This is a genomic window from Pseudomonas sp. EA_15y_Pfl1_P101 (assembly GCF_963970835.1).
GTDB lineage: Bacteria > Pseudomonadota > Gammaproteobacteria > Pseudomonadales > Pseudomonadaceae > Aquipseudomonas > Aquipseudomonas tritici.
The window spans coordinates 478,853-491,144 of sequence record NZ_CAXAPA010000001.1; the positions used below are offsets into that span (position 1 = coordinate 478,853).

General features: G+C 58.2%; 13 protein-coding genes. 3 read left to right on the forward strand and 10 right to left on the reverse strand.

Annotation, left to right across the window (positions count from 1 at the left end; all coding sequences use genetic code 11):
- Positions 1–16: 16 nt before the first annotated feature.
- The 6 genes from AACY36_RS02310 to rplM form a co-directional block, all read right to left on the reverse strand.
- Positions 17–634: a glutathione S-transferase N-terminal domain-containing protein gene (locus AACY36_RS02310; protein WP_339417462.1), complete on the reverse strand. Its 618-nt coding sequence runs from the start codon at positions 632–634 to the stop codon at positions 17–19.
- A 149-nt stretch (positions 635–783) separates the two neighbouring features.
- The gene (locus AACY36_RS02315; protein ID WP_339496706.1) at positions 784–1,563 is read right to left on the reverse strand and encodes a cytochrome c1; all 780 of its coding nucleotides are present in this window, start codon (positions 1,561–1,563) and stop codon (positions 784–786) included.
- A complete protein-coding gene (locus tag AACY36_RS02320) occupies positions 1,563–2,774 on the reverse strand; it encodes a cytochrome b (protein ID WP_339417459.1) in 1,212 nt (403 codons plus the stop codon). Before AACY36_RS02320 ends, AACY36_RS02315 begins: the two co-directional genes overlap by 1 nt.
- On the reverse strand, positions 2,771–3,367 hold the full coding sequence (petA, locus tag AACY36_RS02325; RefSeq protein WP_339417458.1) for a ubiquinol-cytochrome c reductase iron-sulfur subunit: 597 nt from the start codon (positions 3,365–3,367) through the stop codon (positions 2,771–2,773). The genes AACY36_RS02320 and petA overlap by 4 nt, the downstream gene beginning before the upstream one ends.
- Before the next feature lie 265 nt (positions 3,368–3,632).
- Positions 3,633–4,025 (reverse strand): 30S ribosomal protein S9, encoded by a 393-nt coding sequence (gene rpsI, locus AACY36_RS02330; protein ID WP_003216038.1) that lies wholly within the window; start codon positions 4,023–4,025, stop codon positions 3,633–3,635.
- Between the two features lie 14 nt (positions 4,026–4,039).
- Entirely contained in the window at positions 4,040–4,468 is a 429-nt protein-coding gene (gene rplM, locus AACY36_RS02335; RefSeq protein ID WP_003171742.1) for a 50S ribosomal protein L13, read from the reverse strand.
- A 248-nt stretch (positions 4,469–4,716) separates the two neighbouring features.
- Between rplM and AACY36_RS02340 the strand changes: the two genes are divergently transcribed.
- A complete protein-coding gene (locus AACY36_RS02340) occupies positions 4,717–5,757 on the forward strand; it encodes an NADP(H)-dependent aldo-keto reductase (protein WP_339417456.1) in 1,041 nt (346 codons plus the stop codon).
- Positions 5,758–5,892: 135 nt separating this feature from the next.
- On the opposite strand, the gene AACY36_RS02345 is transcribed toward AACY36_RS02340, so the two are convergent.
- Positions 5,893–7,029 carry an acyl-CoA dehydrogenase family protein gene (locus AACY36_RS02345; RefSeq protein ID WP_339427162.1) on the reverse strand — a complete coding sequence of 379 codons (1,137 nt, stop codon included), beginning with the start codon at positions 7,027–7,029 and terminating at the stop codon, positions 5,893–5,895.
- Between the two features lie 220 nt (positions 7,030–7,249).
- Between AACY36_RS02345 and AACY36_RS02350 the strand changes: the two genes are divergently transcribed.
- Positions 7,250–8,170, forward strand: coding sequence for a GlxA family transcriptional regulator (locus AACY36_RS02350; RefSeq protein WP_175405787.1), 921 nt, complete (start codon positions 7,250–7,252; stop codon positions 8,168–8,170).
- 67 nt (positions 8,171–8,237) lie between these two features.
- On the opposite strand, the gene zapE is transcribed toward AACY36_RS02350, so the two are convergent.
- The 3 genes from zapE to AACY36_RS02365 form a co-directional block, all read right to left on the reverse strand.
- Positions 8,238–9,332: a cell division protein ZapE gene (gene zapE, locus AACY36_RS02355; protein ID WP_012722199.1), complete on the reverse strand. Its 1,095-nt coding sequence runs from the start codon at positions 9,330–9,332 to the stop codon at positions 8,238–8,240.
- A gap of 79 nt (positions 9,333–9,411) precedes the next feature.
- Entirely contained in the window at positions 9,412–10,767 is a 1,356-nt protein-coding gene (locus AACY36_RS02360) for a tryptophan--tRNA ligase (RefSeq protein WP_339496707.1), read from the reverse strand.
- Positions 10,768–10,791: 24 nt separating this feature from the next.
- Positions 10,792–11,421: an alpha/beta hydrolase gene (locus AACY36_RS02365; protein ID WP_049710016.1), complete on the reverse strand. Its 630-nt coding sequence runs from the start codon at positions 11,419–11,421 to the stop codon at positions 10,792–10,794.
- A 147-nt stretch (positions 11,422–11,568) separates the two neighbouring features.
- On the opposite strand from AACY36_RS02365, the gene AACY36_RS02370 reads away from it, so the two are divergent.
- On the forward strand, positions 11,569–12,006 hold the full coding sequence (locus AACY36_RS02370; RefSeq protein ID WP_004372274.1) for a YhcB family protein: 438 nt from the start codon (positions 11,569–11,571) through the stop codon (positions 12,004–12,006).
- The last annotated feature ends 286 nt before the right edge of the window (positions 12,007–12,292 follow it).

Consider the following 12,292-nt stretch of genomic DNA (forward strand, 5'->3'; position numbering starts at 1 on the left):
AGCGGCTCCTTAAGCCTTAGCGCATATCGCGTTCGACACCAGACAGACTCGCCTGGAAAGCCTCACGCGCAAACTGGCGCTCCATGTAATCAAGCAGCGGCTTGGCCGGCCGCGGCAGTTCAATACCGAGAATCGGCAAGCGCCAGAGTATCGGTAATAGGCAGCAATCCACCAAGCTTTGTTCCTCGCTGAGGAAAAAAGGTTTGTCGGCGAACAACGGCGAAACACCGGTCAGGCTCTCGCGCAATTCCTTACGCGCCTGCACTCGTGCCGGCTCTTTACTGCGTGTGTCCAGAATCAGATCCACCAGCCCACACCAGTCACGCTGGATCCGATGGATCAGCAGGCGGCTGTTGGCACGCGCCACCGGGTACACCGGCAGCAAAGGTGGATGCGGGTAACGCTCATCCAGGTATTCCATCACCACGGTTGACTCCCACAACGCCAGGTCACGATCGACCAAGGTGGGCAAGCTGCCGTAAGGGTTCACTTCGATCAGTTTCGGCGGGTGGCGACCTGCCTCCACAGTGATGATCTCGGCGCTGACACCCTTCTCTGCGAGCACGATGCGTACTCGGTGGGAATAGTGGTCGGCGGGGTCGGAGTAACAGGCCAACCGGTTGGTCACGCCCATGGCGGTCCTCCTCGCTTGTTGAAATTATCGAAAGCTCAAAAACGAGCGCGCCCAGAGAGCATCTCTATAACGCCTGGCACAACCAGATCGCTACGTGTTCAGAGATGCCGCTGGGCGCGCAAGATTAACAGCAATTGCTTACGGTTGGATCAATGCACATCCTTCCAGTATTCGCGTTTGAGCAGATAGGCGAATACGAAGAAGAAAGCCAGGTACAGCAACACATACGTACCGATGCGCTGATGCTGCAATTTGACCGGGTTGGCAGAGTAGGCCAGGAAGGTCACGAGGTTCTTGACCGTCCCGTCGAACTGCTCCTCAGTCTGGGAACCTGGAGTCTCTATCGTCAGTTGATCGCACGCTTCATGAGTCAACGGCGTGCCGGTCAACGGATCGTATTGCTTCTTGCCGTCTTCAACGACCTGAATCTGCTTGCATCCTACCACTTGCTTGCCTTGCAGGCCGACCAGAACGTTAGGCATGCCGACGTTCGGGAACACGCGGTTGTTGACCTGGAAAGGGCGCGACGGGTCTTCATAAAAGGATTTCAGGTAGCCATACAGCCAATCGGTACCGCGCACGCGCGCCACCAGGGTCAGGTCAGGCGGTGCAGCACCGAACCAGGCCTTGGCATCCGCAGGCTTCATGCCGATGTTCATGTGGTCGCCGATCTTGGCACCGGTGAACACCAGCTTCTCCAGCATCGTTTCATGAGGAATGCCGAGGTCATCGGCGACACGCTCATAACGCTGGAACTTGGCGCTGTGACAGCCCATGCAGTAGTTGGCGAACGTCCGCGCGCCGTCTTGCAGGGCGGCTTTATCCGAGACGTCGATATCGACTTTTTCCAGCTCCGGGCCGCCGTGTTCGGCAGCGAAGGACAGTAGCGGCAAGGCCGCAAGCATCAATGCAACAAATAACTTTTTCATCAGCCAGTCACCCTTTCCGGAACCGGTTTGGTCTTCTCGAGCCGGGTATAGAACGGCATCAGAATGAAGTAGGCGAAGTACAGGAAGGTGCAGACCTGCGACAGCAACGTACGCTCAGGCGTCGGCGCCAATACGCCCAGCACACCCAGGATCACGAACGAAATGCAGAACACCCACAGCCAGATCCTGCTCAGCCAGCCCTTGTAGCGCATGGACTTGACCGGGCTGCGGTCGAGCCAAGGCAACACGAACAGCACCGCAATGGCCGCGCCCATGGCGATCACGCCCATGAGTTTGTCGGGGATTGCGCGCAAGATCGCGTAGAACGGCGTGAAGTACCAGACCGGGGCAATGTGCTCAGGTGTCTTGAAGGCGTTAGCCTGTTCGAAGTTAGGTTTCTCCAGGAAATAACCGCCCATCTCCGGGAAAAAGAACACGATCGAGCAGAACACGAACAGGAACACCACTACACCGACAATGTCTTTGACGGTGTAGTAAGGGTGGAACGGAATGCCGTCCAGCGGGATGCCGTTTTCGTCCTTGTGCTTCTTGATGTCCACGCCATCAGGGTTGTTGGAACCCACTTCGTGCAGCGCCAGGATGTGCAGCACTACCAGGCCGAGAATCACGATCGGCAGGGCAACAACGTGCAGCGCAAAGAAGCGGTTCAAGGTAATACCAGAGATCAGGTAGTCACCGCGAATCCACTGGGTCAGGTCGTTGCCGATTACCGGGATCGCGCCGAACAACGAGATGATCACCTGGGCGCCCCAGTACGACATCTGGCCCCAGGGCAGCAGGTAGCCCATGAAGGCTTCGGCCATCAGCGCCAGGTAGATCAGCATGCCGAAGACCCACACCAGCTCGCGAGGTTTCTGGTACGAGCCGTAGAGCAGGCCACGGAACATGTGCATATACACGACGATAAAGAACGCCGACGCGCCCGTGGAGTGCAGAAGGCGCAGGATCGAGCCGTACTCGACGTCACGCATGATGTATTCGACGGAAGCAAACGCTTCCTCCGCCGACGGCGTATAGCTCATGGTCAGCCATACGCCGGTGACGATCTGGTTGACCAGCACCAGCAGGGCCAGGGAGCCGAAGAAGTAGAAGAAGTTGAAGTTTTTCGGCGCGTAATATTTGCTGAGATGGTCTTCCCACATTTTAGTGGCGGGGAAGCGCGCATCCACCCAATCCATGAACTTACTCATGACGCGTTCTCCTTATCGAGGCCAATGACAATGATGTCGTCAGATTCGTACTCGTGCGGAGGAACCGGCAAGTTCAAAGGCGCAGGCTGGGACTTATAGACGCGGCCGGCGAGGTCGTAGTGGGAACCGTGGCAGGGGCAGAAATAACCTCCGACCCAATCCTTGCCCAGGTCCACAGGAGCGACTTCCGGGCGGAAGGTCGGCGAGCACCCCAGGTGGGTGCACAGACCAACCACCAGCAGGATCTCTGGCTTGATCGAACGTGCTTCGTTCTTGGCGTAGGCGGGTTGGTCGGACTTCTCGGACTTCGGGTCAGACAACTGGCCCTCGATCTTCTTGAGATTCCCCAGGATTTCCTCTGTACGACGAACAATGAAAACCGGCTGGCCGCGCCATTCAGCAATCATCTGCTGGCCTGGCTCGATCTTGCTGATATTCACCTTCACCGGTGCACCTGCGGCTTTCGCCTTGGCACTGGGAAACCATGACCCCACGAACGGGACCGCAGCCCCCACCGCTCCTGCAGCACCCACCACGGATGTGGCTGCTACCAAGAAGCGACGCCGGCCTGCATTCACGCCGTCATTGCTCATTCAGTCCTCTCCCATCAGCTTTTTGGCCTGTTAAATCAGGCGTCTACTAAGTATTAAATCTGAACTTATAAAAATTTTGCCGAATGGTAATGAAAAGCCCCACGTATGACAAGGGAATTGCCCGGGGCTCCGCCTCCAGGCCTTGTAGTATAGGGGGTCTACGGATGTGGCAAGTTGTCACGGCGATTTTTATGCATAAATCGCAGGCAATAAAAAACGCCCAGCTCCGTGAGGAGGCTGGGCGCTTTGTGGAACGTAAAGCGAATTAACGCTTCGAGTACTGCGGACGCTTACGCGCTTTACGCAGACCGACTTTCTTACGTTCAACTTCACGGGCATCGCGAGTCACGAAGCCTGCTTTGCGCAGAGCGCCACGCAGGGTTTCGTCGTACTGCATCAGAGCGCGAGTGATACCGTGGCGGATTGCGCCAGCTTGACCACTTACACCGCCACCGATAACGGTGACGTAGATGTCGAACTTTTCAACGGTCTCGGTCAGTTCCAGCGGCTGACGAACTACCATGCGGGCAGTTTCGCGACCGAAGAAGTTTTCCAGAGTGCGGTTGTTGATCGAGATGTTACCAGTGCCCGGACGCAGGAAAACGCGTGCGGTTGCGGTTTTGCGACGGCCAGTGCCGTAATTTTGAGTCGCCGACATAATGAACTATTCCGTTAAAACTTCAGTTCTTGGGGCTGCTGAGCAGCATGAGGGTGTACAGCGCCCGCATAGACTTTCAGCTTGCGAAACATATCGCGACCCAGTGGGCCCTTCGGCAGCATGCCTTTGACCGCGATTTCGATCGGGGCTTCAGGCTTCTTGGAGATCAGACCTTCGAAGTTCGAAGACTTGATACCGCCTGGGAAACCGGAGTGACGGTAGTACATTTTGTCTTGCGCTTTGTTGCCGGTAACACGTACCTGCTCAGCGTTGATGATCACGATGTAGTCACCGGTGTCAACGTGAGGGGTGTACTCAGGCTTGTGCTTGCCACGCAGACGGCTGGCGACTTCAGTGGCCAGACGACCCAGGGTCTGACCAGCGGCGTCGACGACAAACCAGTCGCGCTGAACTGTTTCCGGTTTTGCAGTAAAAGTTGTCATTCTTTAATAGCCTCAGGGGCCGCCCTGTAAATTAGACGGCGGATCTTACTGAATAGTGCGTACTTTGACAAGTCAAAGGCAGCCGGATACAGACGCTATCGGGGGCTCGGGTCGGCGCGTCCGTTCAACGGCAAGATTCTTCGGCAGACGGCGCATCACTTCCACTGCAGAAAGAGGTGGGCAATTATGCAGATTGCGAAAAAAAATTCAACCTGCTTTTATGATTGTTTTCCCTGAAGGAGTACCCGATGGATTATCGACAGCTGGGCCGTACGGATCTGAACGTGAGCGCGATAGCCTTGGGCACCATGACCTGGGGCGAGCAGAACAGCGAAGCAGAGGCCTTCGCACAGATCGAGCGAGCCAAGGCCGCGGGGATAAACTTCCTCGACACGGCCGAAATGTACCCGGTGCCGCCCAAGGCCGACACCTATGCCACCACCGAGCGTTATATCGGTAATTACTTCAAAAGCCGTGGCGACCGCGCCGACTGGATCCTTGCCAGCAAGATCGCCGGCCCCGGCAACACCATTGATTACATCCGCGACGGCCACCTGCGGCACAACCGCAAGCACATCGTTGAAGCCCTGGATGCCAGCCTCAAGCGCCTGCAAACCGACTGGATCGACCTTTACCAACTGCACTGGCCGGAGCGCAGCACCAACTTCTTCGGCCAACTGAGCTACAAGCACAAGGACGAAGACGACCTCACCCCGCTGGAGGAAACCCTCGAAGCGCTGGACGAGCAAGTGAAAGCCGGCAAGATCCGCCACATCGGCCTGTCCAATGAAACGCCGTGGGGCACCATGAAATTCCTCGCCCTGGCCGAAGCCCGTGGCTGGAGCCGCGCGGTGTCGATCCAGAACCCGTACAACCTGCTCAACCGCAGTTTTGAGGTGGGTTTGGCGGAAGTCGCGATTCGTGAGCAGTGCGGTTTGCTGGCGTATTCGCCACTGGCGTTCGGTATGCTCAGCGGCAAGTACGAGAACGGCGCGCGCCCTGCAAAAGCACGGCTGACGGAATACAGCCGCTTCAGCCGCTACTTCAACCCGCAGTCGGAAGCGGCGTGCAGTCGTTATGTGGCGCTGGCTCGGGAGCATGGTCTGGACCCGGCACAGATGGCCTTGGCGTTTGTCACGCAGCAGCCGTTTGTGACCAGCAACATCATCGGGGCGACAAGCCTGGAGCAGCTGGACAGCAACATTGCCAGTGCTGATCTGAAGCTCACGAAGGAGGTGCTGGAAGGGATTGAGGCGATTCAAAAGGATCACCCAAATCCTGCTCCCTGATTGACCGGTAGACCGGTAGACCGCTATCGCAGGCAAGCCAGCCCCCACATTTGACCGAGTACATCCATTTGGAATGCGGTTGAATGTGGGAGCGGGCTTGCTCGCGAAGAGGCCCTAAGCATCGCTACAAAATCATCAAAGCGCCCGCGCAATAATTTCCTTCATGATCTCATTGGTCCCCGCATAAATCCGCTGCACCCGCGCATCCGCCCAGGCCCGGGCGATCGGGTATTCCCACATGAAGCCGTAGCCGCCGTGCAGCTGCACGCACTCGTCGAGCACCTTGCACTGCAAGTCCGTGGCCCAGTACTTGGCCATCGCTGCCGTAGGCACATCCAGCTTGCCTTCCAGGTGCAACGCCATGCACTTGTCCACAAACACGCGGCCGATCTGAATCTCGGTGGCCATCTCCGCCAGCTTGAAGCGGGTGTTCTGGAAGTCCGCAATCGCCTTGCCGAACGCCTTGCGCTCGCGGGTGTATTCCAGGGTCCACCCCAACGCCGCCTCGGCCGACGACAGCGCGCCGATCGCCACCGTCAATCGCTCCTGAGGCAACTCCTGCATCAAGTACGCGAAGCCCATGCCCGCCTGGCCCAACAGGTTTTCCTTGGGCACACGCACGTCCTGGAAGAACAGCTCCGATGTGTCCTGGGCCTTCATGCCAACCTTCTCCAGGCGCTTGCCCTTGGCGAACCCCGGCGTGTCGGCTTCCACCAGAAACAAACTGATGCCTTTGGCGCCGGCCTTGGGGTCGGTCTTGGCGACGACTATTACCAACTCGGCCAGATAGCCGTTGGTGATGAAGGTCTTGGAACCATTGATCACATACTCATCGCCCTCCAGCACGGCCGTGGTCTTGACCCCTTGCAGGTCGGAACCCGCCCCCGGTTCAGTCATGGCAATAGCCGTGACCCTCTCGCCGGAGATCAACTTGGGCAGGTACTTGTGCTTCAGCGCCTCACTGCCGTAATGCAGGATGTAAGGCGCCACAATATCCGAGTGCAGGGAAAAACCGATGCCAGTGAGGCCCAGCCGGCTGATCTCCTCGATCACCACCGCGCTGTACAAAAAGTCCGCGCCCAGCCCGCCGTATTCCTCCGGCAGATGAGAACACAGCATCCCCGCCTCCCCCGCTTTGCTCCACAAATTTCGGTCGATGTAGCCCTGTTTCTCCCATTGCCCATGGAACGGCGCGGCGTCTTTTTCAAGGAAGGTACGCACGCTTTCGCGGAAGAGTTCGTGTTCCGGGCTGAACAAGGTTCTGGGAATCATGGGTCACCTGCGTGGATTGTCGGACAAAGACGAACCCACAGAGACTATGCCCCGAAGGCATCACGGGACACTGGACACATGCGACAAAAAATAAGACGATCCAGCCGTCTGGTGACCACTTTCCCCTATAAGAATAAATGAAATTATGTCTAACCAAATCTCCACGCCGTTGCGGCGCATCAGCATTTTGGCCATTGATCGGGTATTCGCTTCAACCCTCATGCAAGCCAAGGATTTCTTCCACCTCGCCAGCCTGCGTTACGGCAAGCAACTGGGCCAGGGCCTGACCCCTGCGTTCGAGACAAGGCTGGTCAGCCCCGACGGGCAATCGGTGCGCAGCTTCAGTGATGTGATCATGCCGGTGGACGGCGGCCTGGAAGACGCCGACATCATCGTATTACCGGCCTTCTGGGATGACTTCGACGCCTTATGTGCGCGCTACCCTCAAGTGCTGCCGTGGCTGCGCGAGCAACATGCCCGCGGTGCGGTGTTGTGCGGCGAAGCCACCGGGGTGTTCTGGCTGGCGGAAGCCGGCCTGCTCGACGGCAAGGAGGCGACCACCTACTGGCGTTTCTTCAACGCCTTCAGCGAGCGCTTCCCCAAGGTCCAGCTCAACCAGGACAAGCACCTCACCGACGCCGACAACCTGTATTGCGCTGGCGGCACCACCTCGGCGTGCGACCTCTACATCTACTTGATCGAGCGTTTCTGCGGCGCCAACATCGCCCAGGCCGTGGCCCGCGACATCCTCTACGAAGTGCAGCGCAGCTATGCACCTGGACGCATTGGGTTTGGCGGGCAGAAGCTGCACCAGGACGTGATCATCCTGCAGATCCAGCATTGGCTCGAAGAGCATTTCGCAGACAAATTTCGCTTCGAAGATGTGGCACGGGAACACGGCATGAGCATCCGCAATTTCATGCGCCGCTTCCAGACCGCCACGGGTGACAAGCCGCTGCATTACCTGCAGCGGCTGCGGATTGAGACGGCGAAGGGACTGCTCTCGGGCAGCCGCAAGAGCATCAAGACCATCAGTTATGAGGTGGGTTATGACGATGCGAGTTTCTTTGCGCGGCTGTTCAGGCAGCACACCGAACTGTCGCCGAACCAGTATCGCCAGCAGTTCCAGCAGGCGGCCTAAGTTAGGTTGAACGCGGTAAAAATGTGGGCGCGGGCTTGCTCGCGGCCACATTTGATTTACATCGCTCTTAAGGTTTGTGACCGCGCGACAGGAACTCGTGGGACTGCATTTCCAACAAGCGGCTCAGCGTGCGCTGGAACTCAAAGTTCAAACGACCGCCGGTATACAGGTCCTTCAGCTCGACTTCCGCCGAAATGATCAGCTTGACGTTACGGTCGTAGAACTCGTCGACCATGTTGATAAAGCGTCGCGCGATGTCGTCGGTGGTCACGCTCATCTGCTCCACGCCGCTCAAAATCACCGCGTGGAAGATCTTACCCAGTTCGATGTAGTCGTTCTGGCTACGCGGGCCGTCGCACAGTTGGCGGAACTCGAACCAGGCCACATCATCGCAGGTACGCAATGCGATGATTTCGCGGTTCTCGATCATCAGCTTGTCGTTTTCCACCGCCTGGGTGCATTCCGGCGTCAGCGCACGGAAGCTTTTTTTCAAGCTTTCATGGGCCGCTTCGTTCAGCGGGAAGTGAAACAGCTCCGCTTGCTCCAGGTGGCGCAGGCGGTAGTCGACGCCACTGTCGACGTTGACGATCTCGGTGTTCTGCTTGATCAGCGCGATGGCCGGCAGGAAGCGTGCGCGCTGCAGACCGTCCTTGTACAAACCGTCAGGCACGATGTTCGAGGTGGCGACCAGCGTCACGCCGTTCTTGAACAGTTCTTCCATCAGCGTGCCAAGGATCATGGCGTCGGTGATGTCGGAGACGAAAAATTCATCGAAGCAAATCACCCGCGCCTCATCAGAAAAGCGCTTGGCGATGATGGTCAGCGGGTTTTTCTCGCCCGGCAGGGTCTTCATCTCTTCGTGCACACGCTTCATGAAGCGGTGGAAGTGCGTCCGCACCTTTTCCTTGAACGGCAGTGCTTCGAAGAACGTATCTACCAGGTAGGTCTTGCCACGGCCCACGCCGCCCCAGAAATACAGGCCCTTGACCGGCGTGTGGTCTTTTTTGCCAAACAGCTTGCTGAACATACCTGGCTTGCTTTGCGAGGCCGCGACCAGGTCGTCGTACAGGCGCTGCAAATGACGCACTGCCGTTTCCTGGGCCGCGTCATGGAAGAACTCAGGGCGTTTCAAATCAGCTTGATATCGTTCTAGGGGCGTCATAATTTCGTTAGCAAGGCAACAAAAACGGGCGGTCACTGTAACGACGGCCCTGGATAATGGCAATCAACCCTTGGTCGGGTTAATCCTCGAGGGGGGTCAACGCGACGCGCAGCGCGGCGATGGCGGCATCGCGGGACGCTTCGTCGGCGAACTCGGCGCTGTCCGCTACCGCGCTACCGTCCAGCCATACGCTGAAGCTCAGGGCCTCAGGGCGCACATCCAGCGGGTCACCGTTTTGCAGTTGCTTGGTCACGGCACCGGCGGCCTTACCGTCGGCGAAATGACGCGACAGCAATAATTGCTCGCCATCGGCGGCCAACAGGCGGAAGCGGAAGCTGCCGTCGTCTTCGCGAAAGCTCACAAAGCGCGCGGCTTTTGCGGCTTTCTTCTTCGCAGCGACCGGCGCCGCAGCTTGCTCGACAAACGAACGCAGGCCAACTGCTTCACGCAGCTCGGCGAGGAACGGCGCCGCCACGGCACGGGCCTTTTTGGCGCCAACCAGCAGCAGGTCTTCCATATCCGATGGGCGCGACATCAGCGCGTGGTAGCGCTCGCGCGCTTCGCCCAACTGCCCATCCAGCAGCTGGAACAGACGGCTTTTCGCCTCACCCCAGCCCAGGCCTTGTTGCAGCTCGGCGCGGAATTCTTCTTCCTGGGCCTTACTGGCAAAGGCCTGGTACAAGGTGAACAGGTGCGAGTTGTCCGGGTCCTTGGCTTCGCCTGGCGCGCGGGAGTCGGTGACGATCCGCGAGATGGCGTCCTTCATGTCCTTGGCGCTGGTGAACAACGGAATGGTGTTGTCGTAGCTTTTCGACATCTTGCGGCCGTCCAGGCCCGGCAAGGTGGCGACGCTTTCTTCGATCAACGCCTCAGGCATGGTGAAGAATTCTTTGCCGTTGCCAAACAGGTGGTTGAAGCGCTGGCCGATGTCGCGGGCCATTTCCACGTGCTGGATCTGGTCACGGCCGACCGGCACTTTGTGCGCATTGAACATCAGGATGTCCGCCGCCATCAGCACCGGGTAGCTGTACAGGCCCATGGTGATGCCCGCGTCCGGGTCTTCACCGGTTTCTACGTTTTTGTCCACCGAGGCCTTGTAGGCGTGGGCGCGGTTGAGCAGGCCCTTGGCGGCCACGCAGGTCAGCAGCCACGTCAGCTCGGGGATTTGCGGGATGTCCGACTGGCGATAGAACGTCACCCGGTTTACATCCAGGCCACCCGCCAGCCAGGTCGCGGCGATTTCCATACGCGAACGCTGGATGCGCTGTGGGTCATCGCATTTGATCAGGGCGTGGTAGTCGGCCAGGAAGTAGAAGGAGTCGGCATTGGCGTCCTGGCTGGCAAGGATCGCCGGGCGGATCGCACCGGCGTAGTTGCCCAGGTGCGGCGTGCCGGTGGTGGTGATGCCGGTGAGGATACGGGTACGAGTCGTCATGGGTAATCGCTTATCAGACTGCTATCAATTCGAGAGGCGCGGCAGGACCAGATCCTTTAGATCGGTGAGCTTGCCATGAAAAAAGTGTCCGCATTCTGCCACTTTCAGCAGCTCATGGGGGCGTTTCAAGGCGGCGGACCAGTCGTAGACGAGTTGTGGGTCGACCACTTCATCGGTTTCAGGCTGGATCAGGGTCAATGGGCACCCCTGGGGCAGCAGGTCGTTATCGCTCAAGCGCATCACCGCAGCGGCCACCATGAACAGATGTGACAGTTTTTCGCCCTTGGCTTCAAGGCGGCCGCCGAGGCTGGCAGCGACGTAGCCACCGAAGGAAAAACCGAGCAAGGTGATCGGCAGCTCGGGGTGTTTTTCCCGCAGCCAAGCGGCGGCCGCTTCGGCATCGTCCACTTCACCGGTGCTCATGTCGTGGGTGCCGGCACTTGCGCCGACACCACGGTAATTGAAACGCAAAGTAATCAATCCAGCATCGCGGGCAGTGCGCTGCAGGGTCGACACAACTTTATTAAGCATGGTCCCACCCTGCACCGGGTTAGGGTGGCAGATCAACGCCAGGCCACGCGGCTCGGGGTGATCCAGGTACAGGGCTTCCAATTGGCCTACCGGGCCATCGATCAAAACGGGGGTTTCACGCATGAGCAAGAGATGAACTCCGTGACCTCTCAATGGGTCGACTCGTCTAGCTAAAAGTCTGTGCTTGGCATCATTGCGAGCTTAATCGCGGTATACAGCGCAGGTTTGAGCCGTTAACGTAAAGCAAAGCCGTTTATAGAGGAAGGACTCGTGGAACACTCGCTCTTAGTTTGGTTGTTGCCGACTCTTGCCCTGGTTGCCGGTGTCGCCATTGGATTCCTGGTTGCTCGCCTGCTGCCGAATGCCGCGCCTAACCGCACGCAGCGTCAGCTGGATGACATTCAGGAACGTTTTGACAGTTATCAGAATGAGGTGGTTACCCACTTCAACAGCACCGCGACCCTGGTCAAGAAGCTCACCCAGAGCTACCAGGATGTACAGGACCACCTCGCCGATGGTGCCAACCGCCTGGCCCTCGACGACATTACCCGTCAGCGTCTGCTGGCCGCGCTGCATTCCGATGCACCTCAAGCGCCGCGGGAGCGCCTGACCCCGCCGCGGGAAAACCAGGAGCCTCCACGGGACTACGCGCCAAAAACGCCGAACGCCCCTGGCATGCTGGATGAGCATTACGGCTTGAAGAAGTAACTCGTCTTCAAGCAACAAAAAGCCCGGCTGATCGATGATCAGCCGGGCTTTTTTGTGAGCCTCACAAACAACATCAATCAAATGTGCGGGCTTGCTCGCGACAGCGGTGGGTCAGTCAGCACATCGGTAACGGATAGACCGTATTCGCGAGCAAGCCGACTCTTATCAAACAAAAAATAACTCATTGTTTTTGCTCTTAAAATTTAAGCCGCTTTAACCAGCTGCAATCCAAGTTTGCGTGCCTTGCGTTCCAAGGCGCGCATCTGCCGATCACGGCTTCTTTCTT

What these genes read in the sequence shown, in the direction of transcription:
- AACY36_RS02310 (WP_339417462.1), bottom strand. Translation starts at nt 634, where the DNA reads ATGGGCGTGACCAACCGGTTGGCCTGTTACTCCGACCCCGCCGACCAC.
- AACY36_RS02315 (WP_339496706.1), bottom strand. Translation starts at nt 1,563, where the DNA reads ATGAAAAAGTTATTTGTTGCATTGATGCTTGCGGCCTTGCCGCTACTG.
- AACY36_RS02320 (WP_339417459.1), bottom strand. Translation starts at nt 2,774, where the DNA reads ATGAGTAAGTTCATGGATTGGGTGGATGCGCGCTTCCCCGCCACTAAA.
- petA (WP_339417458.1), bottom strand. Translation starts at nt 3,367, where the DNA reads ATGAGCAATGACGGCGTGAATGCAGGCCGGCGTCGCTTCTTGGTAGCA.
- rpsI (WP_003216038.1), bottom strand. Translation starts at nt 4,025, where the DNA reads ATGTCGGCGACTCAAAATTACGGCACTGGCCGTCGCAAAACCGCAACC.
- rplM (WP_003171742.1), bottom strand. Translation starts at nt 4,468, where the DNA reads ATGACAACTTTTACTGCAAAACCGGAAACAGTTCAGCGCGACTGGTTT.
- AACY36_RS02340 (WP_339417456.1), top strand. Translation starts at nt 4,717, where the DNA reads ATGGATTATCGACAGCTGGGCCGTACGGATCTGAACGTGAGCGCGATA.
- AACY36_RS02345 (WP_339427162.1), bottom strand. Translation starts at nt 7,029, where the DNA reads ATGATTCCCAGAACCTTGTTCAGCCCGGAACACGAACTCTTCCGCGAA.
- AACY36_RS02350 (WP_175405787.1), top strand. Translation starts at nt 7,250, where the DNA reads ATGCAAGCCAAGGATTTCTTCCACCTCGCCAGCCTGCGTTACGGCAAG.
- zapE (WP_012722199.1), bottom strand. Translation starts at nt 9,332, where the DNA reads ATGACGCCCCTAGAACGATATCAAGCTGATTTGAAACGCCCTGAGTTC.
- AACY36_RS02360 (WP_339496707.1), bottom strand. Translation starts at nt 10,767, where the DNA reads ATGACGACTCGTACCCGTATCCTCACCGGCATCACCACCACCGGCACG.
- AACY36_RS02365 (WP_049710016.1), bottom strand. Translation starts at nt 11,421, where the DNA reads ATGCGTGAAACCCCCGTTTTGATCGATGGCCCGGTAGGCCAATTGGAA.